Annotated in this window: 17 protein-coding genes and 1 tRNA gene; 11 read left to right on the forward strand and 7 right to left on the reverse strand. The window is 62.2% G+C overall.

Translation table 11 applies throughout. From position 1 onward, the window contains the following. Nucleotides 1-102: 102 nt before the first annotated feature. Entirely contained in the window at nt 103-1,893 is a 1,791-nt protein-coding gene (locus GGQ89_RS09975) for an aminopeptidase P family protein (protein WP_184105644.1), read from the forward strand. A 343-nt stretch (nt 1,894-2,236) separates the two neighbouring features. Here the strand turns inward: GGQ89_RS09975 and GGQ89_RS09980 are convergent, their stop codons facing one another. Next, a complete protein-coding gene (locus GGQ89_RS09980) occupies nt 2,237-6,850 on the reverse strand; it encodes an NAD-glutamate dehydrogenase (RefSeq protein WP_244955774.1) in 4,614 nt (1,537 codons plus the stop codon). An 80-nt stretch (nt 6,851-6,930) separates the two neighbouring features. After that, nucleotides 6,931-7,761 (reverse strand): hypothetical protein, encoded by an 831-nt coding sequence (locus GGQ89_RS09985; RefSeq protein ID WP_184105645.1) that lies wholly within the window; start codon nt 7,759-7,761, stop codon nt 6,931-6,933. Nucleotides 7,762-7,891: 130 nt separating this feature from the next. Between GGQ89_RS09985 and GGQ89_RS09990 the strand changes: the two genes are divergently transcribed. Continuing rightward, a tRNA-Thr gene (locus tag GGQ89_RS09990) sits at nt 7,892-7,967 on the forward strand. A gap of 325 nt (nt 7,968-8,292) precedes the next feature. Here GGQ89_RS09990 and GGQ89_RS20030 read toward each other — a convergent pair. Continuing rightward, nucleotides 8,293-10,002, reverse strand: coding sequence for a coiled-coil domain-containing protein (locus tag GGQ89_RS20030; RefSeq protein ID WP_240456400.1), 1,710 nt, complete (start codon nt 10,000-10,002; stop codon nt 8,293-8,295). A gap of 47 nt (nt 10,003-10,049) precedes the next feature. Continuing rightward, nucleotides 10,050-11,117 (reverse strand): dsDNA nuclease domain-containing protein, encoded by a 1,068-nt coding sequence (locus GGQ89_RS10005; protein ID WP_184105646.1) that lies wholly within the window; start codon nt 11,115-11,117, stop codon nt 10,050-10,052. 805 nt (nt 11,118-11,922) lie between these two features. On the opposite strand from GGQ89_RS10005, the gene GGQ89_RS10010 reads away from it, so the two are divergent. From GGQ89_RS10010 to GGQ89_RS10030, 5 genes are all read left to right on the forward strand, one after another. Beyond that, on the forward strand, nt 11,923-12,267 hold the full coding sequence (locus GGQ89_RS10010; RefSeq protein ID WP_184105647.1) for a hypothetical protein: 345 nt from the start codon (nt 11,923-11,925) through the stop codon (nt 12,265-12,267). Nucleotides 12,268-12,270: 3 nt separating this feature from the next. Next, the gene (locus tag GGQ89_RS10015; RefSeq protein WP_184105648.1) at nt 12,271-12,540 is read left to right on the forward strand and encodes a hypothetical protein; all 270 of its coding nucleotides are present in this window, start codon (nt 12,271-12,273) and stop codon (nt 12,538-12,540) included. A gap of 73 nt (nt 12,541-12,613) precedes the next feature. Continuing rightward, nucleotides 12,614-12,967, forward strand: coding sequence for a hypothetical protein (locus tag GGQ89_RS10020; protein WP_184105649.1), 354 nt, complete (start codon nt 12,614-12,616; stop codon nt 12,965-12,967). Nucleotides 12,968-13,070: 103 nt separating this feature from the next. Then, nucleotides 13,071-13,466: a hypothetical protein gene (locus GGQ89_RS10025; RefSeq protein ID WP_184105650.1), complete on the forward strand. Its 396-nt coding sequence runs from the start codon at nt 13,071-13,073 to the stop codon at nt 13,464-13,466. Between the two features lie 471 nt (nt 13,467-13,937). Continuing rightward, nucleotides 13,938-14,711, forward strand: coding sequence for a VapE domain-containing protein (locus GGQ89_RS10030; RefSeq protein ID WP_184105651.1), 774 nt, complete (start codon nt 13,938-13,940; stop codon nt 14,709-14,711). 45 nt (nt 14,712-14,756) lie between these two features. Here GGQ89_RS10030 and GGQ89_RS10035 read toward each other — a convergent pair whose 3' ends face one another. Further along, complete coding sequence (locus GGQ89_RS10035) at nt 14,757-15,956, reverse strand: IS256 family transposase (protein ID WP_017503803.1); 1,200 nt, start codon at nt 15,954-15,956, stop codon at nt 14,757-14,759. A gap of 53 nt (nt 15,957-16,009) precedes the next feature. On the opposite strand from GGQ89_RS10035, the gene GGQ89_RS10040 reads away from it, so the two are divergent. The 3 genes from GGQ89_RS10040 to GGQ89_RS10050 all read left to right on the forward strand — a co-directional run bounded on the left by GGQ89_RS10040 (nt 16,010) and on the right by GGQ89_RS10050 (nt 18,417). After that, entirely contained in the window at nt 16,010-16,657 is a 648-nt protein-coding gene (locus GGQ89_RS10040; RefSeq protein ID WP_184105652.1) for a VapE domain-containing protein, read from the forward strand. A gap of 255 nt (nt 16,658-16,912) precedes the next feature. Continuing rightward, the gene (locus GGQ89_RS10045; protein WP_206362724.1) at nt 16,913-18,067 is read left to right on the forward strand and encodes a site-specific integrase; all 1,155 of its coding nucleotides are present in this window, start codon (nt 16,913-16,915) and stop codon (nt 18,065-18,067) included. 71 nt (nt 18,068-18,138) lie between these two features. Beyond that, the gene (locus tag GGQ89_RS10050; RefSeq protein WP_184105654.1) at nt 18,139-18,417 is read left to right on the forward strand and encodes a hypothetical protein; all 279 of its coding nucleotides are present in this window, start codon (nt 18,139-18,141) and stop codon (nt 18,415-18,417) included. Nucleotides 18,418-18,592: 175 nt separating this feature from the next. Here GGQ89_RS10050 and GGQ89_RS10055 read toward each other — a convergent pair whose 3' ends face one another. After that, the gene (locus GGQ89_RS10055) at nt 18,593-18,961 is read right to left on the reverse strand and encodes a hypothetical protein (RefSeq protein ID WP_184105655.1); all 369 of its coding nucleotides are present in this window, start codon (nt 18,959-18,961) and stop codon (nt 18,593-18,595) included. After that, nucleotides 18,958-19,356, reverse strand: coding sequence for a hypothetical protein (locus GGQ89_RS10060; RefSeq protein ID WP_184105656.1), 399 nt, complete (start codon nt 19,354-19,356; stop codon nt 18,958-18,960). Before GGQ89_RS10060 ends, GGQ89_RS10055 begins: the two co-directional genes overlap by 4 nt. 412 nt (nt 19,357-19,768) lie before the next feature. Here GGQ89_RS10060 and GGQ89_RS10065 point away from each other — a divergent pair, with 412 nt between their 5' ends. Next, nucleotides 19,769-22,054 (forward strand): DUF262 domain-containing protein, encoded by a 2,286-nt coding sequence (locus GGQ89_RS10065; RefSeq protein ID WP_184105657.1) that lies wholly within the window; start codon nt 19,769-19,771, stop codon nt 22,052-22,054. Nucleotides 22,055-22,399: the final 345 nt, after the last annotated feature.

Genomic DNA, 22,399 nt, shown 5'->3' on the forward strand with positions numbered 1-22,399 from the left:
GATCGTATATGGTCTGACAAATTCGACAAGCCCCTGTGAGGCTCGACGCTGTGCGGCCGGAGGGCTAGACCGACCGCGTTTCCATTGCTGTCAGGCTGTTCCATGTCCCATTCCGCCCGCCTTGCCGCCCTTCGTACCGAACTGGCCGCCCAGGGGCTCGACGGTTTCGTCGTGCCGCTGACCGACGAGCATATGAGCGAATATGTCGGCGATTATGCGCAGCGCCTTAGCTGGCTGACCGGCTTTGGCGGGTCGGCGGGGTCGGCGGTGGTGCTTGGCGACAAGGCGGCGATCTTCACCGACGGGCGCTATACCCTTCAGGTGCGCGAGCAGGTGTCGGGCGAGGACTATGCCTATATCCCGGTGCCGCAGGACAGCGTCGCGGGCTGGCTGGGTCGCGAGACGGCGGCGGGGCAGCGGATCGGGTACGACCCGTGGCTGCACACGCGCCAGCAGGTCGCCGACATGTCCGCCGCGCTCGCCGATCGCGAGGCCGAACTGGTCGCCGTCACCGCCAACCCGATCGACGCGGTATGGACCGACCGCCCCGCCCCCTCACCTGCCGTGCTCACCGTGCAGGACGATGCGGTGGCGGGCGAAAGCTCGGCCGCCAAGCGCGCGCGGATCGGCGAATGGCTGGCCGAGCAGCGCGCCGATGCGGTGGTGCTGTCGGCACTCGATTCCATCGCCTGGGCGCTGAACGTGCGCGGCACCGACGTCGCGCATACGCCGGTCGCGCTCTCCTATGCCATCGTCCATGCGGACGGCGAGACCGACCTGTTCGTCGCACCCGAGAAGATCACGCCCGAGGTGCGCGCGCATCTGGGCAATGCCGTCCGGCTGCACGAGCGTTCGGCGTTCGAAGGATATCTGACCGGCTTTGCGGGCAAGCGCGTGGTCGCCGACCCCGAGCGCGCGGTCGCCGCCATTGCGCAGGCATTGGAGGCAGGCGGGGCCAAGGTGCTGGCGCTTCGCGATCCGGTGGTGCTGACCAAGGCGATCAAGAACCCCGCCGAGGTCGCCGGGCACCGCGCCGCCTCGGTGCGCGACGGCGCGGCGATGGTGAAGTTTTTGCGCTGGGTCGAGAGCGAATGCCCCAAGGGCGGACAGACCGAATTGTCCGCCGCCGCGCGGTTGCTGGCCTGTCGCGAGGCGACCGGGTTGCTGAAGGACACCAGCTTCTCGACCATCTCGGCGACCGGCGCGCATGGCGCGAGCCCGCATTATCATGTCACCGAGGAATCGAACGCGGCCATCGAATTGGGTCAACTATTCCTGATCGACTCGGGCGGGCAATATCAGGACGGCACCACCGACATCACCCGCGTCATGCCGATCGGCCAGCCTAGCGAAGAGATGCGCGATCGCTTCACCCGCGTGCTGAAGGGGCATATCGGGCTGGCGACAGCCGTTTTCCCCGACGGGACGCTGGGCGGGCATCTGGACTCGCTGGCGCGGCGGCCGCTCTGGGAGGTCGGGCTGGATTATGCGCATGGCACCGGGCACGGCGTCGGCGCCTATCTGTCTGTGCATGAGGGGCCGCAGCGTATCGCCGCGCCCAACTATCCCGGCGGTGCGGCGATGGAGCCGCTGCGCGCGGGCATGATGCTGTCCAACGAGCCGGGTTATTACAAGGCGGGCGAGTACGGCATCCGCATCGAAAACCTCGTGCTGGTCGAACCGCGCGCCATCGCGGGCGCGGACCGCGACATGCTGGGCTTCGAGACGCTGACCCTGTGCCCGATCGAGCGGACGCTGATCGTTCCCGAGCTGCTGACCGCGGCGGAGCGGGACTGGCTCAACGCCTATCATGCGCGGGTGGCGGAAGTTCTGGCGCCGGAGCTGGAGGGGGCGGATCGCGACTGGTTGCTGGAGAAGTGCGCGGCGATCTGATTTTTCACGCGAAGCCGCGAGGACGCGAAGAAGAAGGAAGAAGGTTGGTTCGCGCGAAGGCGCGGAGACGCGGAGGTGTCTCGCCCGCCGCGCCAGCGGCCCTTTTATCTCAGGGGCTGACGAATGGAGGGCGCTGCGCGCGGCAATTCCTCTCTGCGTCCTCTGCGCCTCTGCGCGAACAAACCTTCTTCTCCGCGCCTCCGCGTCTCCGCGCGCAATCAATCTTCGCGTCATCGCGGCTTCGCGTGAACAAGAAAACGCCGCGCGGGAGGGCCTCCCACGCGGCGTTTTGCGCGCCTCATACGGCACAGGAACTGGACCCCGGCCTTCGCCGGGGAACAGATCAGCGCCCCAGCAGGACCCGCGCTTGCCCTGCGATCTGGGCCAGCATCGCGGCGTTGGGTTGGGCTGCCAGGCGGGCGCGGTCGATCACCGCCTTGAACTGGCCGACACGCGCGGCATTGCGCTCCAGCCAGGCCTCGACCGCCGCTTCGGGGTCGGTCGTCCCTGCACGACCGAGGAAGTCGAGCCGCTGCTGCTGGAAGTCACGGGCAAGCCCTGCAATCAACAGGCGCTCCCAGGGATCGCTCGGGCTGATCCGCGCCGCCTGGCCCTGCGCCCAGTCGAGGCCCAGCGCCTGACCCAAGCGGGTGAAGGCATGGGTCAACCGCGTCTCGTCCAGCGACAGCCGCTGGCCCAGATCGGCCAGCCCCACCGCGCCGTCGAGTTCGGACACGCGCACCACCCGCGCCGCGAGGTCGGCGGGCGCGCCCGCCTCTTCCAGCGCGGCGACGACGCGGGCGCTCTGCGCCTTGGCCTCGTCGCGCAGCAGTGCGGGCGTTTCCGCCGCCAGCCGCGCGATGCCCGGCTGCAAACGCTCCAGCGCCGCGCCGGGCGAGGTGCCCGCCGGCATGGAGCGCAGCAGGTCGGCGATCTGCGACCGCGTGGCCCGCGCCACCTCGTCGAACAGCGCGATACGCGCGGCTTCGGGCATCGCCGCCGTCTCGATCGCGGTCCACAGGGCGGGCAGGTCGAACAGCCGCTCGACCACGACGAACATCGCCGCGATATCGGCCATCGCCGCGCCTTCCTCTTCCGCCAGTTCGAACGGGTGGAGGATGCCCATCCGGTTGACGATCCGGTTGGCCAGCTTGGTCGCGACAATCTCACCGCGCAGGCGATGCTGGTCGATGGCCTCGCCGAAGGCCTCCTGCATCGCGGGCGGGAAGGCCGCGCGCAGATCGGGGAGCAGTTCGTCGTCCAGCGCCAGCGGACTGGTCTCGATCGCGTCCTGCAGGGTCAGCTTGGCCGTCGCCAGCAGCACCGCCAGTTCGGGCCGGGTCAGCGATATGCCGTCCTGCCCGCGCCGCAGCAGCACGTCGTTGCTGCCCAGCCCCTCGACCGCGCGGTCGAGCCGCCCGGCGCTCTCGAAGATTTCGATGACGCGGACATAGCTCGGCATCGCGCCCGCGCCGTCCGCCTCGGCGATCGACAGGCCCAGCGTCTGGAGGCGGTTATCCTCCAGCACCAGATGCGCCACGTCGTCGGTCATCGAGGCGAGCAGCGTGTTGCGATCGCCCTCCGCCAGACGGCCCTCGATCATCTCGCGGTTGAGCGCGATCTTGATGTTGACCTCATTATCCGAACAGTCGACGCCCGCCGAATTGTCGATGAAGTCGGTGTTGATCCGCCCGCCCCGCTCGGCAAAGGCGATGCGCGCGGCCTGGGTGACGCCCAGATTGGCGCCCTCGCCGATCGCGATGACGCGCAGATCCTCGGCATCGACGCGCAGGCGGTCGTTCGCCGGATCGCCGACCTGGACGTTATTTTCCGCCGCCGCCTTGATGTAGGTCCCGATGCCGCCGAACCAGAGCAGGTCGGCCGGGGCCTTCAGGATCGCCGAGATCAAAGCCGCCGGCTCCAGCGAGGTGGCGGTGATGCCCAGAGCCTCGCGGATTTCGTCCGACAGCGGGATGGTCTTGGCCGAACGCGGGAAGACGCCGCCGCCGGGCGAGATCAGGCTGGTGTCGTAATCCGCCCAGCTCGACCGGGGGAGCGCGAACATGCGCGCGCGCTCGTCCCAGCTCGTCGCGGGATCGGGATTGGGGTCGAGGAAGATGTGGCGATGGTCGAACGCCGCGACCAGCTTGATCGCCTTGGACAGCAGCATGCCGTTGCCGAACACGTCGCCCGACATGTCGCCGCAACCGACGACGCGGATCGGCTGGCTCTGCACGTCCACGCCCCGCTCGGCGAAGTGGCGCTGCACCGAGACCCAGGCCCCCTTGGCGGTGATGCCCATCGCCTTGTGGTCGTAACCCTGGCTGCCCCCGGAGGCGAAGGCGTCGCCCAGCCAGAAGCCGCGCTCCAGCGCCAGCGCATTGGCCACGTCGGAGAAGGTTGCGGTGCCCTTGTCGGCGGCGACCACGAAATAGGGGTCCTCACCGTCCAGCACGCGTACGCCATCGGGGTGCACCACCGCGCCCTCGACGATATTGTCGGTGATCGACAGCAGCGCGCGGATGAACACGCGGTAGCTTTCCTTGCCCTCGGCGGCCCAACCGTCGCGGTCGGTGACGGGCGACGGCAGCTGCTTCGGGTAGAAACCGCCCTTCGCGCCGGTCGGCACGATCACTGCGTTCTTTACCCGCTGCGCCTTCATCAGGCCCAGAATCTCAGTGCGGAAGTCGTCGCGGCGATCCGACCAGCGAAGGCCACCACGCGCGACGGGTCCGGCGCGCAAATGGATGCCCTCGACGCGGGGGGAATAGACCCAGATCTCGCGCCACGGCAGCGGTGCGGGCAGACCCGGAATCTTGTGGCTATCCAGCTTGAAGGCCAGGGCCTCCCTGCCCGCCTCGGCAAAGGCGTTGGTGCGCAGCGTGGCGGCGATCATGTCGCGGAAGCTGCGCAGGATCCGGTCGTCGTCGATCGCCGACACCGCATCGAGGCCCGCCGCGATGGCGGCATCGGCCGCAGCGATATCGCCCTGCGCCTTCGGGTCATGCGCCGCCGTGAACCGCTCGATCAGCGCGGTCGCCAGCTTGGGGGCGCGGCGCAGCGCATCGACCACGGTGGTCAGGCCATAAGGCAGCCCCGCCTGGCGCAGATAGCGGAACCACGCACGGAACAGCACCACCGCCTGCGGGCTCAATCCAACATCGACGATCAGGCGGTTGAACGCGTCATTCTCCGCCTTGCCCTCCAGCACGGCGGCGATCGCCCCCTCCAGCACCGCCGCGCCCTTGGGCTCGGTCGTCGCCTCGGTTTCGACGATGAAGTCGTGGACGAAGGGATCGGCCTCGTCGCGCAACCGCGTCGGCAGTTCGCCGATGACGCGGAAGCCGAAATTCTCCAGCACCGGCACCGCGTCCGACAAGGGCAGCGCGCCGTTCAGCTTGTAGATTTTCAGCTGGCGATCCTGCCCCGGCTGGACCGGGAAGAGGCGGACCGAACGGCTCGATTCATTCTCCAGCGACGACAGGCGCAGAATGTCCGCCGCTGCTTCCGCCGCATCGCTGACATTGCGGTAGTTGGTCGGGAAGCCATTGGCCCAGCGCAGCGCGAGGCGCGCCGCACGCGGGGCGGGCACCTGCTCGGCCAGCGCCGCCTCGACATCGGGCATCCAGCCGCGCACCATCTTGCGCAACCGCTCGGACAGCGCCGCCGTATCGGGCAGGCGACCGTCCTGGCGCAGGTCGATCGTATAGCGGATCAGCGCCACGACGCCGTCCTCCAGCGCGATCGACCAGTTGAGCAGCGAGCCGTTCGCCGCCTCGCCCAGCATCTCGCCGATCGCCACGCGCCGCGCGGTGGTCAGCTCGTCGCGCGGCAGCCAGACGAACGCGAACAGATGCCGCTGCAACACCGAGCGGATCAGCACCAGCTCGGGGCGCGGACGGTCGGCCAGCGACATGGCGGTCAGCGCCAGCTGCTCCAGCGCCTCGGCCGGGAAGGCGGTGACAAGGTCATGCGGCAGCGCGGTCAGCGCATGGGTCAGCGCCTTGCCGGTATGGCCGCGCGGGTCGAAACCGAACTTGGCCTGAAGCGCGGCCAGGCGCGTACGCAGCACCGGCACCTCATGCGGCGGGCTGGCCAGCGCGGCGCTGGTCCACAGCCCGGCATGGATCGACAGGCCGACAACGCGGCCCCCTTCCATCACCGGCACCAGCACCAGGTCGAGCGGCACCGAGCGGTGGACGGTCGAGATCGCATTCGACTTGAGCAGCAGCGGCGCCGCGCCACCCTCGGCGAAATAGTCGAGCGCGCGCTGGCGCGACGTCTCGGCGAGCAGCGGCACCTTGTGCGGCGTCCGCGCCACGCCCAGCGCGGGCGCGTCGCGGCCATCCTCATACCATTTCTCATGGCCTAGCAGGGTCAGCTTGCCGCCCAGGAACCACAGGAGAAGCGCCGCGCCCTCGCCATTCTTCTCGCCCAGCGTCGTCGCATCGGCGGCCAGCGCGTCCTGCAAGCCCGCCCAGTCGGCCACCGCGGCGCGGACATCGGCCAGCACCGCGCGCAGATCGTCGACCAGCCCACGCCGGTCGCGCGCATCGGCGCGTTCCATTTCCAGATAGATGAAGGATTCGGACTTTCCGCCCGTGCCGATCGCCAGAAGCTGTCCCTCGGCATCGCGGGTCACGGGCAGGACGGGGTGGATCACGCGGTCGATCGCGATGCCGTCCGCGCCGACCATCGCCGCGATCGAATCGACCAGGAAGGGCATGTCGTCATTGACGATGGCGAGGCGCATCCGGCGGTGCGTGTCGTCGCCCGACATCGGCTCCAGCGCGATCGACGGTTCTCCCGGCGAGCGCTGTTGCGCCACGCCCGCGACGAAGGCCGCCGCAGCAGCCACCTCCGCGGGGCCGAACCCCTGCAACTCCGCCGGAAGGGCGCCCTGGGTCAGCCGCGCGGCAATCGCGTCGGCCATCGGATGCGACATATTCGGTGCCATGGTGCCAAGTCCTAGGCCGGGCTCTCGCGGCGCTCAACCCTTTGCCGCCGGAGAAAAGATGTTGCGCCGCAGCGCAATTTTCATTGCGAAGCGCGCAACACCCTTTCGGCCAAGCGCGCGTCGCCGACCACCGTCCCGGTGATGGAAACGCTACCATCCCCGGCGACGCGTCCGACCATCACCACAGGAGTGCCGGGCTGCGCATCGGTCGGCCATGATATGTTAGCGATAGCTTCGGGTTCCTCCCCGCCGGGGGATGGCGGCCCGTTCCACAGCGCGGCGGCCGAACCCGGCGGCGGCGGCTTGATCCCCTCCCCGGCGGAATCCATCAGCTCCGAATCCAGCGCCGCCTGCAACAGCGGATCGGCCAGTTCCTTCCAGCTCAGGACGCCGTGGATGAAGTCGATCATCAACCCGTCGGACGAATAGGGCAGCAATATGCCGCGATACAGCGTCATGCGGCCGCGCGCGTTGACGAACTCGGCCTCGAACCCGGCCGGAACCTGATCGGCCAGCACATGATCGAAATGCCGGGTCAGCCGCGCGAGCAACGACGCTTCGGGCAATTCCCCGATTCGAGCCGGTCGCGCCGCCGTGCCGCATTCCTCGCGCAGCGCCTGGCCGATATAGGCGATAGCCGGATCGATCCGGTCGCCGCGAAAATCCAGCAATACAGAATTGGCCGCGAAATCGCCGATCGCCTCGGTATCGAGCGCCCGGATCGAGGGAAACCGCGCCTCCCCCGACAGCGAAACCCAGTGGTGATAGGCCCGCGCATGAAGCCGCCGCTCCACCCCGCCCAGCCGCGACAGCGCATCCTCCGCCCCGCCCGCGATCTCGCCGGCCGGACGAGCCGGAACGGGATCCCGGGGATTTTGCGGTTCGCGGTCCATGACGGTCTTCCTGGTCATGCTCCTGTCATGCCCCGACATAGTTAACCATAGATGAAGATCGCCCCACCCGCCATAAGCCGCTTGCCAGCCCCCCAACGACCTGTTAAGCGCCCCCACCTGACCGGACACCAGCCGGTTCACGAGACGGGCCGCTTTAGCTCAGCTGGTAGAGCATCGCATTCGTAATGCGGGGGTCACAGGTTCGAGTCCTGTAAGCGGCACCATCCATTTTATAGCACATCCACAAGGCAACCAGCGGTAGCCAAGGCGGAAGCGCCTTTCGCGTGGGTCCTGTTTGGGACGCTTTGGGAAGGCCTGGTCACTAGGATCTAATCCCAGCCATTCAGCCCTCCCCCGAACCCACCGTTCGTTTATCTTCGTCAGCAAGCTTTCAATCGGCAATGTTGGGACAAAGCCGCCATTTTTGCAGGTCGCGCCGAACGAGGGCTTTGGGCAGGAACGGACGTTAACGCATCCCTTGGCCAATAACTGAGAACCCACTAATTCGTGAACAGAGGACAGCGGCTCTCAGCCATGGGAAGTTTACGACTAGATAAGCTCGCCCTGATCCTGCCCCAAAAGCTTGTTGATGAACGGTCGCATGTAGGAATTAACGGTATCGAACTCGTCCTCGCGCAATAGGGACTCCTTCACCAGCGGATTGATCACGTGCCCATTATACTCTGCGCCGTGTAGCGAGACCGTGCCTAAAATCAGCTGCATGTCACGTGGACGGTGCTTGAGCGCAAAGCCAATGATGGCAGCCGCGTTGGTTTCGTCCTGATCCTGTTGGAGTGGCGTATCCAATATTATCGGACACAGACAGGAAGTGGTGAATTCTCGGATCGTGTGCAACAGCGCAAAGTGATAGGCGAGGATAGCCCTCGGTCCGTAGCTGCCAGTTTCATTAATCTTCGGTGATATGCTCTTTTTTACCGCGGCTTCAAACGTAACACCAAGCTCAACCGCAAAGGCGCTAAGCTTTTTGGCATAGAAGGCCACGATTTCCGCCTTGCGCTTGGCGCTACTGTGCGCCTTCATCAGCTTAACTGCCTCATTTTCCCTAATCTGCCATTCAACTATTCCCCCGTCGATTACGGCGCGCTCTGCCGCGATTGTTGCATCAACGATTCGTTCGCTTTCATCTTGAAGCATGTCCCGAAGCTTCACCTCGCCCCGTTTCTCGGCGAGCAGTGCATCAATGCGTCTGATCCGGTCATCATACGCCCGTAGCGACTGCATCTGGCGCGCCACATCTGCCTCAACCTCGACCAGCGAATGTCGGGCGCTGGCGAGGAAACCCCTACATGCGTCCGCGTCATTAATCAGGCTGAAACGGTTCGCAAAATCATTCTCATGAACAGTGTTGCATGTAGGGCAGACGACTTGGGCGCCCACTAAGCTCTGGGTAAACTTCACATCGGCGTCGAGCTCCGTCAACGCAACGCGCGCGATTTCGATTTCTTCAACGAGTACTGCCCGACGAGATTGGAGCTCGGATATCCGTTGCTTAACGCTTTCAAAGATCACCCTGATCTCGTTTAACTCAGCCAGCAATTGCTCGATCTGATTTCCGAACAACTCAGGGGAGAAAGTCACCGTAACCGGGGAGCGCCCGTTACGCAGACGCGCCGTCGCGCGATCCAAGGCACGTCGCTCGGCTTTGAGTTCGTTCTGCTCGCGTTGCGCATCCGCCCGCTGAGCCTGCGCGCTGTAATACTCTCTCGGGCGAATGCCAGTGTGATATTCCAAGATGCTCTTCTTGAAGTGCGGGATCATCGCAAGACTTCTGAACGAGCTCCAGCTGTCGTCCCAACCTCGATCCTGATCCTGATAGAACGGAAGGAAGCAAAATTGTGGCGGCGGTACGATGAGAGCAGAATATTTGGTGGTCAACTGGATAGTAAAGTCAAGGAGCTCTGCTATTTTAGGCCCAACCTCATTGACGAGCGAAGTGCCGGTCCAGAGGATGTTATCCGCAGCATCGAACAAGGCGAACTGGTCGTCAAAGCGAAGAATCGAGTGGACCGCCCCGTCCACGGAAAATTCTAGCATCGTCGCAACGGATGCTTTCGTCCACTTCTCGTTTACAACCGAGGCGTCAGCACCAAAAGCGCTGTATACGGACTTGATTAGGTGTGACTTGCCGGTGTCGTTCTCGCCGCGAACAACCGTAATGCTATCGTCAAACTTCTCCTGTCTCGCCTTCCCCTCGAGCCGCGACAGGAGAAGAAGCCTTCGCAACTTCAAGTTTTTCATGAGATTTCTTTCTGATACTTCGAATCAACCGTTTGTACTGCTCAACCTTAATGATGCGCGTATATCTCATATATAATCATCGCTTTCAGCCTTGATGGACTAAACGGTGACAAATACTTCTTACCCACTGCTTCAGCCTGTAGGTAAACAGCCTCGACCATGTCGACGAGGGTCAGGCTCGTATCGTCGATGACCGTCGGTAGGGCTTCTGCGATCTTCATCCGGATCCGTTGAACTGCGCGGTCGGCCGAGTTTAAGGCGGCGGCGCGATAAACCGAATACTCTTGGCTGATGCGAAGCTGTTCTGTGAACGGGTAGCTCAGGCTGGGGGCTATCGCACCCCAATCCGGAGAGCGGCTGTTGCTCTGGATGGCGTCCAACCACTCCTGCACATTGGCCTTGGTGAGCCCCTTTTCCTTGATGACATTCTGGAGTGACGTTATCTCGCCGGAGAAATTGGCCTTCCTTCGGCATTCGTCGGCGATTGCCTGATAGACTGCCTCAGGACTGAACCAGACCGAGCCGAGCTGACCGGCAATAAAGGTTTGAAGCTTGCCCTTTGTATGGGAGACGACGTCCCCAAGGCTAAGATCGGTGTGCTGAAAGCCCAGCAGCCCGATCTGGGCTTCAGTAGCCTTCGGATAGGCCTGCTTGACGGACGCCACGATCTTCTCAAAATCGTCGGACGAGCATTCATTCAAGCGGAAAGATTTTTTCGCGGCATTAAATCCGCAAAGTTGATTCGAAACAAAGTCAGCGGAGAGTACGGCGTTCTGAAATTTGTCGAAATTGTCGAACATCTTGTCGATGTATGAGGGTTTCTCTCTGATACCCTCCTCAACCTTAACCTTTTCCCGCTTGAGCAGGGAAGTTAGGGTCCAGCCGCCGTTTGTATCCTTGGACTTTACCTGATAGAAGCGAACCGTTGTGGGATTAGTAGCGCTGTTGAGCAATGCAACATCGTCGTGAAACTCAAAGACAATCGCATAATCGTCATTGGTCCCATGCTGTTGGAAGAGCAACGCCAGCCCCCACATGGCCTGGAAGTCATACCGACCGCCGGTCGCTGCTTTCTCGCGTAAGGGAGTGCTGACCAGATTCGTCGCTAAGACCATGTACGCCCCCCTTGGATAAGGTTTGATGCCAGCAATCGCGAGATTGCACAACAGCCAAGAGCCGTTCGATTGCGCGGTCCACCATGACAGAGTAACTATACCACCATTCGTGCTTGCAGGTTTGTCTGGTCTTTCTTCCACGGCGGTCCATAGGCTGAAATTTTATGCGCTAACTCCGGATGCACGTCGGCTTTTGGGTTGAACGGACGTTGAAGCGCGGATGAGCGAATGATTGGAGCTGGTCGGGAGCTGCCGTTCTTACCTGCCCTCACTAACGAGCGGCAGTTCAGCTTGACTGCCACCAGAGGGCAGACTGTCCGCTTTTCACCAGCGTCGGGCGTTCCGCGTACATCTACCTTTGGCGACTATGCGGACAAGGTGCCAGCGCCAGTGCGCAGAATGCGCCATCTTATATGAAGGTCATCGGGCGTCAGATTTTTGTCCTGCAAAGGACTATTGCGATCTGCCGAACAGCCTTCCATGATCGCCATGCCTCCTGTGAAAGCCAGGGGGTGGGGCGTAGGAACCTCTCTCGAAGCAACTCGGTCGCGAAGAAATTCGAGGCCGGGTGGCATGCGCGCATGTCCAGTCGGTTTCGGCCGATAAAGGCGCATGCGCTCGTTGCTTCAGCGGGTTCCTAACATCCGGCTTCGGCCGTCGCTCCGAGAGGTACATAGGGGCGGCACGAGGGTCTGAGCCGAAGGTCGCTCCATCAGGGGGCGACGACATCATGACGACATCCACAACCACGTCTGCGCGATCCAGCGTCGAGGCGCGATGTCGCGCGTCCACAACAGGAGAATCCATGACACCCAAGCCGTCACGCACGGTGCTGGCCCTGGCCTGCATCCTATCTCTGTCCGCCTGCGACCGGGCGAGGCACAATGCCGAAGCCGTCGTCCGCGAGAACCTCAAGGACCCGGACTCGGCCAAATTCGGGGAGTTCTACTTCAACGAGAAGACCGGCAAAGGCTGCCTGACGGTCAATGCCCGCAATTCGATGGGCGGCTATACCGGCGATCAACAGGCCTATGTCCAGCGCACCGACAAGGGCTGGGAGACCTATGAGATCGCCGAAATCTCGGCCGATTCCTGCCGCGACATCTTTGCGGACCAAGGCGCCGACGATGCCGACACGAACGCCAGCTGACATATGGGTCGGCTGGTTCTCGCATTCCTCGTCTTCGTCGCGGCCCTCGCCGTCATCAAGGCCGTCATCGTCGCGCTGATCCTCGCAGGCCTGATCTTCAGGACCAAGGCGACGCTCGGCCTGTTGTTCATAGGAGCCATGCTTACCCTCATCGCCGCTCAGCCCCTGCTGGGGCTCGGTGCCGTGGTGGCCATCGTCATCGTGGCGATCGTCAAATCATCCAAAGGCGACAGCGCCACCCCGGTCATCGAAGACCGGAGCCAACCCCAATAGCGTATCCTGCCCGCCACCCACGTCCCGCCCTCGGCCCACCGGCCGGGGGCTTTTTTTATGTCTGGAGAAGATCATGCATGAAATCACCGACCCCGACGACGTTACCAATCCGGCGATGCAAAACCTGTTGCGCCTGCGCTTCGCTCAACTGGCCGAACACGCCGTCCCGCTCAGCGACCTGGGCCGCTTCTACCTCGTCCGGCCGGGCGACGATGTCAGTGCCCTGCTCGTCAATGCCGTAGATGGCACCCCGGAGGAGCCGTCATGGGAATGGGTGCAGGACCACGGCTCGTTCTTCGAGGCCGTCTTCATCTACGACGATAGTGGCTTCGGTCATGTCTATTTGATCCCGGACATGGACGGCGTCGATCCCGGTCTGCTGACCCTGTGCCGTCGCGACGCGACCGAGCCCAACGACCAAAGCTAACCTCCCAAGCGCCCTTCCGCGGGCGTCTTGGACCACAAAGCCAAGCAACCCAACGCGTCCCGCCACCCGGCGAGGGCGCTTTTTTTATGCCCGGAGAACACCGATGCTCTCACTTTTCGACACCCCCTCGCTCGAACGTGCCCTGTCCCTTCCCCTCGACCGCAAGGTGCGCGGCCTGCTCCAGGCCCATGTCGATCACCTCGATCGGCTCGACCTCGACGTGCGGGATACCACGTACTTCCTCGTCATCGACGCCGGTTGCGCCATGGAGGACGTGACCGACGAACTCGGCTGGTCGCCGCTGGTCAATCCGATCGACGGCCAGCGCTACGGCGATGCAGCCTTACACCCCTTCCATGAAGCGCTGAAGGATCGCGGCGGATGGTTCGAAATGCATGTCTGCGTCGGCAACGAGGCGGTCTTCATCCTGTTCATACGGGACAGCGATAGGGCACCGCCCGACCTCGTCGCCTTCTGCCGCGAGTTCGTCACTGACTAGCGTTGCCGCCCCCGTAGAAAATTCATCGACACGAGTGGATTCCGCTTGATCATCACCCCCGGCCCTGGCATACGCGGCCACTCTGACCTGAGCGGCCCAAGGACAAGGCCACCGATGCTCAGCAAACCCCAAGAGGGGAAGGTGCTCTTCGAGCATCCATCTACATAACGTACCTATCCGCAAGTGCGGGCCCGTCCAACATCAGGCTCAAATATCGCACGGATATGTTATGTATTTTCAAATCCTAGGCTCTTGCCAGGGTCAATCCACTCCCACATTCCATTACACAGACTACAAGCCAACGGGATGCATTATCTGCAGCAACCCGAAGCTGTTGATGACTATTGCGGCAGATAAGCGCCTTACGAAAATCTTCGGTGCTCAAATCGCCGACGGATGGCAGGCGATCGTAGCACATTGCGAAAGCGAAACGCAGCAGGCCGGTAGCCCCTCGACTGGGGGAGCAGCGGCATGACCACGCCGACTTCCACCACGGTCAAGCCGACCGACTTCCCCAATCAACCGCGATCGGCTTCCGCTTCTCCACCAGCGACGATCGACAACGTTGCGTTTCTGCTGGACCAAGCCGGAATCGGTGCCCGGTATAACAGCGTAAAGAAACGGGTCGAGGTCACCGTGCCCGGCTTGGTCCCAACCGCCGAGAACGCGGACAACGTCACTATGGCCCATGTCATGAGCCTGTGCGCCTCCCACGGCATCTCGACCGGGCATGTCGCGGAATATGTCAATGCGATCGCCGATCGGCATGTATTCAATCCGGTTGCCGACTGGATCCGCTCCCGACCCTGGGATGGCGAAGACCGTGTGCAGGCGATGCTCAACACCATCGTCGTTCAGCCTGACTATCCCGAAACCCTACAGCGGGCCCTGATGCACAAATGGCTCCGAAGCGCGGCAGCAGCGGCCATCATGCCCGACTATAAGGGCAGAGGGGTGCTGACATTCCAAGGCGCACAGGGTCTCGGCAAGACAAGCTGGGTCAAATCCCTGGTCTCCGACCCACAGCTCGCAAAAAGCGTCGTAAAGCTGGACCATCACATGGACAGCTCGAACAAGGACTCGATCCTCGGTGCCATATCGCACTGGATCGTCGAGATGGGCGAGGTCGAAAGCTCTCTGAAAAAGGACTTGGCCCGACTCAAAGGGTTCATCACCTCCGACAGCGATCGGATTCGACGCCCCTACGACCGGCGGGAAAGGATCGTGTCCCACCGCGTGGTGTAGCTTCAGCGGCGTAGCCGCTTTGATCTCCGGACATGGCCGGGTCGATCACGCCGCCATGGACGACAACGTGACTGCGGGATCATCGCTCAATTGCGTTACGCTTTCCAGTGTCATGTAGCGTCCCCGCTGGACCGCCCACTCGTCGTTCTGCTCTAGTAGCAAAGCGCCGACGAGGCGGGTGATGGCATCCTCGTTGGGGAAGATGCCGACCACGCCGGTGCGTCGCTTGATCTCGCCGTTCAGGCGCTCGAGTGGATTCGTGCTGTGCAGCTTGGTGCGATGCTGCGGCGGGAACGACATGTAGGCGAGCACGTCCTCCTCCGCCGTATCCATCAGCTTTGCGAGTTTAGGGACGCTGGGTCTCAGCTGGTCGGCGACCTTGCGCCACTGACCCTTGGCGGCTTCGGGCGTCTCCTGTGCGTACGCGGTGGCGATGAAGGCCGAGACGACGCGCCGCCCGCTCTTGCCGGCATGGGCCGTAGCGTTGCGCGCGAAATGTACGCGGCACCGCTGCCACGTGGCGCTGAACACGCGTGAGACGGCAGCTTTGATGCCCTCGTGGGCATCCGAGATGATGAGTTTCACACCGCGTAGGCCCCGCCGCGCGAGGCCGCGGAGGAAGTCTGTCCAGAACGTCTCAGCCTCCGACGCACCGATCGCCATGCCGAGCACCTCGCGCCTGCCGTCACCGTTCACGCCGACTGCAATGGTGACCGCGACCGAGACGATCCGACCAGCCTGACGCACTTTCAGGTACGTCGCGTCGATCCACACGTACGGCCAGTCGCCCTCGATAGGCCGGTCGAGAAAAGCCTTCACGCGGACGTCGATCTCCTCGCAAAGCCGGCTTACCTGGCTCTTCGAGATGCCGCTCATACCCATGGCCTTCACCAGGTCGTCGACCGAACGGGTCGAGATGCCTTGGATGTATGCCTCCTGGACAACCGCGGTCAGCGCTTTTTCTGAAAGGCGCCGGGGCTCCAGGAAGGCGGGAAAGTAGCTGCCCGTCCTCAGCTTGGGGATGCGCAGTTCAACGGTGCCGGCCCGCGTTTCCCAGTCGCGCTCGCGGTAACCGTTACGTTGGGCAAGCCGGTCGCTGCTCTTCTCGCCATATCCAGCGCCGGTCAGACTACCGACCTCCAGATCCATCAGCCGCTGCGCGGCAAAGCCTATCATCTCACGCAGGAAATCTGCATCCGCGCTCTTTCCCACCAGCGCCTGCAGGTTCATCGTGTCGTCGGTCATCGAAGGTCTCCTTTGGTTGAGTCTTGCAACCCAAACCTATCCGAAGATCTTCGATGGCCACCCGTGAACCTGACCGGCCGCTACAGCGCTGGATGATAGCGCGCGGCCGGTCAGCTTCACTACCGCTGAGCTACACCACCACGCGGGACACGACCCGGGAAAGCGAATACCCACGCCGGACACTGTTCGTCGCGACCGTGAACGACCCGGCCTTTCTGGTCGACAGCACGGGCAATTCACGCTGGTGGACCATCGCGGTGAAATACATCCGCCATTCGCACGGCATCGACATGCAGCAGGTCTTCGCGCAGATGGCCACAGAAGTCGAAGCGGGCGAGAAGTGGTGGCTCGACCATCTCGAAGAAGCCGAGCTTGCCGAATGGAACAAGCGCCATGCCGCGAGCAGCGTCGTGGCCGACAGCGTCTATGCATGGCTCGACCTCGATCAGGACGAACCACCCGTCTGGATGACGCCCAGCGAGGTCTTGAAGGCGGTCGGCATGCCACATCCGAACAATGCTCAAGCGAAGGAATGCGGGGCTATCCTCAGAACAGAGTACGGGAGTCCCCACCGAATCAATGGCCGAGACAAATGGAAGGTCAGTTTTCGGACACCAACCACGCACGATCTCGGCGTGAAGGCTCCCACCCCATATCCCTTGAAAAAACAACTTAACGACATGTCCGAGGAAGTCTTCTGATTTCCGGTGGGGGCAGGGGGTGGCAAATCGTAAGAGGTCAGCCTGGATGGGGTCTACCGCCAGCGTCCTTTCGCGCTTCTCCTGCCCCCTCCCCCCACCATCGCTATCCGGCGGCCCGGCCCGCCCAACGCACCCTGGGCCCGCCCAGAGCAACTTTTCCGCCCGTCCCCTCCCCACTGCACCCGCTGCCCGGTGCGCCCTGTGCGCGCGTCTGGGGGCGTGCGCCATCATCACCTCGACATAAGGATACCGACAATGCCCATCCGCAAACTCGACGCAGCTTTCTGCCTCATTGCCCAATGCGAACCCGGCAAGCGCAAGACCGACTGGTACGACGAAATCGTCCGGGGCTTCGTGCTGGAATGCCGCGCCAGTGGCGGCAAGACCTACTATCTGAGTCACAACGAAGGAAAGTCCCGCCGGACCATCAAGATTGCGGCCTACGGCGACATCAGCTTCGACAAGGCCAAGCGCGAGGCTATGCGCCTGCGTGCAGAACTCGTCCTCGGCGGCGACCCGGCGGCCAAGAAAAAGGAGGCGCGGGCGGTCGGCACCTATAACGCCCTTGCCGACCAGCACGTCGCCCATGCCCGGACACACATAAAGAGCATCAAGACACTCGAGGGCTATCTGAAGCGCATCCGCAAGCGCTGGGGTCGCCTCCGCCTGACCGATATTCGACAGCAGGATGTCGCGGTCTGGCTGGCCGAGCTTCGGCAGAGCGGTCTGGCCCCTGCCACGGTCGAGAAAACCCGCGTCATCATGAACCGATCGTTCCAGCTGGGTGCGCAGTGGCAAGTCCCCGGTGCCGATCGCAATCCGGTCCGGGGCGTCCCGCGCGTGAAGTTCAGCAACGCCCGCGAGACCTATATCGACGCCGACGAAACTGCCCGCCTGGTCGCTGCGGCGCAGAAGTCCCGGAACAAGCAGCTGGCCGCGATCATCCAGCTTCTGCTCCTGCTCGGCATGCGGGTGTCGGAGCTGCTGTCCATGCGGTGGGAAAACGTCGATACCGCCAAGCGGACACTCTTCATTCCGACCTCCAAGACCGGACGATCGCGGCGCCTGCCTCTACCCCAAGCCGCCATCGACATCATCGACGCCCTGCCTCGCCCGACCGGCTGCGCCTATCTCTTTCCCAACCCGCGCAACCCGCAAGCGCATCTCACGACCATCAAACACGGCTGGCAGGCGGTCCGAGAGGCCGCAGGAATGCCTTCGCTGCGTATCCATGACCTGCGCCACTCGGCCGCGTCGGCCTGGATCAACAACGGCGTCAGTCTGGCGACCGTGGGTAAGCTGCTGGGCCATGCCGACCTGTCGTCCAGCGCCCGGTACAGCCACCTTGCCGACGACACCCTCATGGCCGCCGTGGAGGCCGGTGCCGCCAAGCTGAACATCGCCGCCTGAACCCCTCGCCCTCTTCCGGTTCACGCCGGTCGGGGGCGCCTTTCCCGCTTATTTTTTTTTGGAAGAATGACATGCACCCCGACAATCAGATGACGGACGACCAGGTCAACGCCGCCTTCCGCAACCTCCGGCGCATCAAGAAGCAATACGACAGCAAGTTGGATGGCCACGAGTTAGCAGCCCTAATGATCGGTGCGTCTATTTTGGAAGGATTTAATGAAGGAAAGCGCATCACCGGCGCCTTGGCCAAGCTCGACTTTAATAAGAAACATATTGGTATGATATTGAAAGACCTGACCGGAGTCCAATGGAGCCGCAACAACGTCTCCGGATACTATTTTATGCCCTGACGACCCAAGGCTTGCGTTATGCGGCAGGTCTTTTTCTACGGTTCGGCACGATTTTGCCCTGGAAGACACCCTGACCGCATAACGCTACAGCCCGACACTTGAAAGGCGAGCGACATTTAACGACGATGATTCTCACGCCAGACACGAACGCCGCTCGATTCAATCCATATCGGCATTATGCCGTATCTGCAGAACCGCCGCCTGAATCAGGTGCAGCGTTCAGCATCACGATCACCTCCTGCACCAAGGCATTCTGTGCCGCATGTACGCGGACGCATTTGAGCCAGTCCGCGGCGACCCCGCTGAACGACGCGCCTATGGGTGTCTCCACCTGTATTGCGACCTCAGCGGGCGGCGCAGCTACCATGTCGAAGTCCCATGTGCCGTCGTCCGGTGGTGTGATGTAAACGCGCGGTTCCAATCGCCCGTCGGAGTAACCTCCTCTACCGACGATGCCGATCGCTCCTACATGAAGTACCTTGCGATCGATCAGATCGAAGACGGTCGCCGCGACTATCCTCACCTCTTTGACCTGCTCCATCATTCACCTCCGCTCGGCTGGATATTTCGGCCGACAGAGATGTGTTGAATTTTGCTGTGATCGTCGATCGAAATGACTATCCGATTTGGATCGTCAATAAATTGGGCGCCTCCACCGGGCAGCACGACTTCGAGTCTCTTTCCCATTAACTCAGGATAAGGACCGGTTTCTTCCACCTGCCCTTCGACGAAGATCCGACTTTTAACCAAGGACAAAGCGCTTTCCCGCCACTTTTCAAACGCCTGCATTACATCGTCAGGCCAACCCGGTTTCATGGGGAACGGACAATCACGACACAGGGTGGTTTCCAGCTGCCCCCAAGGGAAAGGAACCCCCGGATCCTTTTCGGTCTGTTTTAGCGGAAATGGTACCTCAGGTCCTTTTGCGATATCATTCACTGCGCGTCTCCCGTTATATCTTAGAGAGGTAAGCACACGCCGCACCGCAGCACTTATCGCGTGAAGAGCAATCGCGATTCGACCTATTGACCATACACTAATTGACCGAATTTCGCTCCCTAATCTGCTGGTACTAAAAAAGTACCTATTCGTTTTGCAAATTCCTCGTGACCGAACGCACTCATACGACGGAATGGGCTAACGCGATTTTTCAGTTCCGCTATTATGCAGGACGCGCCTCGGCTTATGCATAAGCATAGCGAAGGCCAACGTTCATGAGTCACGATACCATCGTATACGACCGAAGAATTATCAATTGATCGCTTATCGTTAATCCTATCTCAATCGGCCGCCGCAAACATAGTCATGTAAATTTGCAGCCTCTTGTATTTCAACGGAGCCACCGCCCGCGATGAAGCCATATACGCGTTCGATCATCGATCTTTTTGACGGCAAGCGCCGCTATCTGATTCCTCTCTATCAACGCCAATACTCGTGGTGCGACGAACCCCAGCTCCGCCTTCTTTGGGAAGATATAGAGCGCGCGGTGGTGCGGATCGAAACCGATCGGTCGGGGCTTGTTCCCCACTTCATGGGCGCGATCGTCATCAATCAGGTCAAGACCTATGGTCGACAAGTTCAAGCGTTCGAGGTGATCGACGGTCAACAGCGGCTGACGACTTTTCAACTCTTGCTGACGGCCCTTCGCGACGTTGCCTTGGAACATCAGTCCCATTACGCGCTGGAGGTTGGCAAGTACCTGATGAACGACGGGGTGATGGAGAACCCTGACGAGGAGCGTTACAAGCTCTGGCCCTCGATCACCGACCGTCAAGCTTTCGTGCGCCTGATCGATCCCGGCGCGGACCTGTCCAGGGTCGCCGGACTGCCGGAAGGCGACGAACTTGTCGGAAAAAGGGCCGACGCAGCTCACGCCGCTTTCCGCAGCCGTATCAACCGTCACGTCATGGTCGAGGGCGAGTATCGCGAAGATCGGCTGGAACTGCTGTTCGAAGCGCTGAAAGAGGGCCTCGCAGTCGTCTCGATCGAATTGGAGGGCGGCGACGATCCCCAGACCATCTTCGAGACGCTGAACAGTCGGGGGGTGCCGTTGTCGCCCGCCGACCTTCTGCGCAACTTCATCTTTCAAAGAGCCAAGGGCCTCGGTCAGAACGGCGCCAGCCTAAATGTCGATCGGCTGTACGAGCGGCATTGGTTGCCGTTGGACCGGAGTTTCTGGACCCGCCAAGCCTCACGGGGCCGTCAAACCCGCACCCGCCTGGACTGGATGTTGACCGACCATCTTGCGATGCATGTCGGCGACATCGTGTCGATCGAAAGCCTGTTTTCCGACTATCGCAAATGGGTTCTCGATCATACGCCGTTCGCCTCGGTGACAGACGAATTGGAGTCGATTTCCACCACCGCCGCCGTCGAGCAGCGCCTATTCGCACCCACGCATGGCGATCCCGTTGCACGTTTCGGCCGAATGGCGGACGCTTTCGATGTGTCTACGGCGATGCCGCTTGCCGTATACCTTGCGACCGAACCCAGTGTGGCGTCACGTCTAGGGGAAGCGTTCGCCGCGCTCGAGAGCTACATTCTGCGTCGTGATATCTGCGGGCATACAACGAAGAATTATAACCGCTTTTTCGTCGGCTTGATCGGTCGCCTACGCGCCCACGATGGCGACAAGGTCGACGCATTGATCCACTACCTCTCAAGCCGGACGGCCGATACCGACAGGTGGCCCGGCGACGCGGAACTGCGACATCACTGGCTGCTTCGCGAACAGTACAAGTCCGCACGCCAGCCACGCCTGCGATACATTTTCGAGGAAATCGAGCGCGCGAAGCGCACCTCTCTGACCGAAGACATCACGATCCGATCGGCGCTGACTGTCGAGCATATCATGCCGCAGAAGTGGCAGGCGAATTGGCAGATACCAGAAGCGGAAGGTTTGAGCGAAGCCGATCTCGACCCGCATATCGCCAGTCAGGTTCGTGCACGACAGGCATCGATCAACGTTCTCGGCAATCTGACGCTCATCACGCAGGCGTTGAACTCGACCGTCTCCAACGGCCCCTTTTCGCTCAAGATGCCTGCCTTGAGGGCTAATACGGCGTTGGCATTGAATCGCGAGCTCAACAGCTATGTGGAGTGGAACGAGGACACGATTCAGGAACGCGGCGCGTCACTTTTTGAGACGGCTAAAACGATCTGGACCGCCCCCGCTCGCGTCGAGACCCAAGGAGCAGGCGACGCATCTGCACCGAAATGGTCTTCGGATACGGTAGCCGGTGCAGGAACCATGCGCGCCCGTGCCTTCTGGGAACGATACGTGCAACTCGATCCTGCGACGCAAGCTGATCACGCCGTGGGTGGTTCCGTCCGATGGCGAGCCGTCCCCGATGTCAGGAGCGTCGTGTCCCGTTTCATCAGCGGTGGCGAACGGGTTGGTATCTTCATCCGGGGGCCGCGCAAACGGGACTACAGCGAGGAAGCACGACGCCTGGAGCCTTTCCGTGGGCAACTCGAAGCTGCGCTTGGCGTGCCGCCGGGAAGCGATCGGTATCTGTATGAAAAACATGGCCCGTCGATCACTGACGATCCTGCGTCATGGGATGTCGCAGCTCGCTGGCTGATCGCAGAGACGGATCGCTACGTCAGCACGGTATCGCAGGTCGTACGCGACTGAGCCCCACCCGGGTCATGTTGCGGCGGCGTTCACGCCCCCGCTGTTGTCGGCTCAATTTGAAGCGCTGGCGGCACCCCGAGACGAAGAGAGGATTGAATGGCAAGATCCACGGATTGCGAGCTCTGGGCCAATAAGCGCTGGGAACTGATCGACATCGAACTGGCCGTTCGGATGCCAAAAGGGCGGTTCATGCGCTGTGTGGAGTGCCATGGGCGCGTGAGAGCTCATGCTTTGGGCAAGACGGGACAAGCGTGCACAGCGACATCGCAGTTGAAGGGTCAGCGACATCGTAGATGACGTGTGGGGGGAAGCGGAGGCCGGGCGTAGCCCGGACGTAGCTTCCCC

This window comes from Sphingomonas yabuuchiae (assembly GCF_014199595.1).
GTDB classification, from domain to species: Bacteria; Pseudomonadota; Alphaproteobacteria; order Sphingomonadales; family Sphingomonadaceae; genus Sphingomonas; species Sphingomonas yabuuchiae.

Coding starts and splice junctions, on each gene's coding strand:
- GGQ89_RS09975 (WP_184105644.1), top strand. CDS start 103: ATGTCCCATTCCGCCCGCCTTGCCGCCCTTCGTACCGAACTGGCCGCC.
- GGQ89_RS10055 (WP_184105655.1), bottom strand. CDS start 18,961: ATGATGGAGCAGGTCAAAGAGGTGAGGATAGTCGCGGCGACCGTCTTC.
- GGQ89_RS20030 (WP_240456400.1), bottom strand. CDS start 10,002: ATGAAAAACTTGAAGTTGCGAAGGCTTCTTCTCCTGTCGCGGCTCGAG.
- GGQ89_RS10040 (WP_184105652.1), top strand. CDS start 16,010: ATGGCCACCCGTGAACCTGACCGGCCGCTACAGCGCTGGATGATAGCG.
- GGQ89_RS10020 (WP_184105649.1), top strand. CDS start 12,614: ATGCATGAAATCACCGACCCCGACGACGTTACCAATCCGGCGATGCAA.
- GGQ89_RS09980 (WP_244955774.1), bottom strand. CDS start 6,850: ATGGCACCGAATATGTCGCATCCGATGGCCGACGCGATTGCCGCGCGG.
- GGQ89_RS10065 (WP_184105657.1), top strand. CDS start 19,769: ATGAAGCCATATACGCGTTCGATCATCGATCTTTTTGACGGCAAGCGC.
- GGQ89_RS10015 (WP_184105648.1), top strand. CDS start 12,271: ATGGGTCGGCTGGTTCTCGCATTCCTCGTCTTCGTCGCGGCCCTCGCC.
- GGQ89_RS10050 (WP_184105654.1), top strand. CDS start 18,139: ATGCACCCCGACAATCAGATGACGGACGACCAGGTCAACGCCGCCTTC.
- GGQ89_RS09985 (WP_184105645.1), bottom strand. CDS start 7,761: ATGACCAGGAAGACCGTCATGGACCGCGAACCGCAAAATCCCCGGGAT.
- GGQ89_RS10005 (WP_184105646.1), bottom strand. CDS start 11,117: ATGGTCTTAGCGACGAATCTGGTCAGCACTCCCTTACGCGAGAAAGCA.
- GGQ89_RS10035 (WP_017503803.1), bottom strand. CDS start 15,956: ATGACCGACGACACGATGAACCTGCAGGCGCTGGTGGGAAAGAGCGCG.
- GGQ89_RS10030 (WP_184105651.1), top strand. CDS start 13,938: ATGACCACGCCGACTTCCACCACGGTCAAGCCGACCGACTTCCCCAAT.
- GGQ89_RS10010 (WP_184105647.1), top strand. CDS start 11,923: ATGACACCCAAGCCGTCACGCACGGTGCTGGCCCTGGCCTGCATCCTA.
- GGQ89_RS10045 (WP_206362724.1), top strand. CDS start 16,913: ATGCCCATCCGCAAACTCGACGCAGCTTTCTGCCTCATTGCCCAATGC.
- GGQ89_RS10025 (WP_184105650.1), top strand. CDS start 13,071: ATGCTCTCACTTTTCGACACCCCCTCGCTCGAACGTGCCCTGTCCCTT.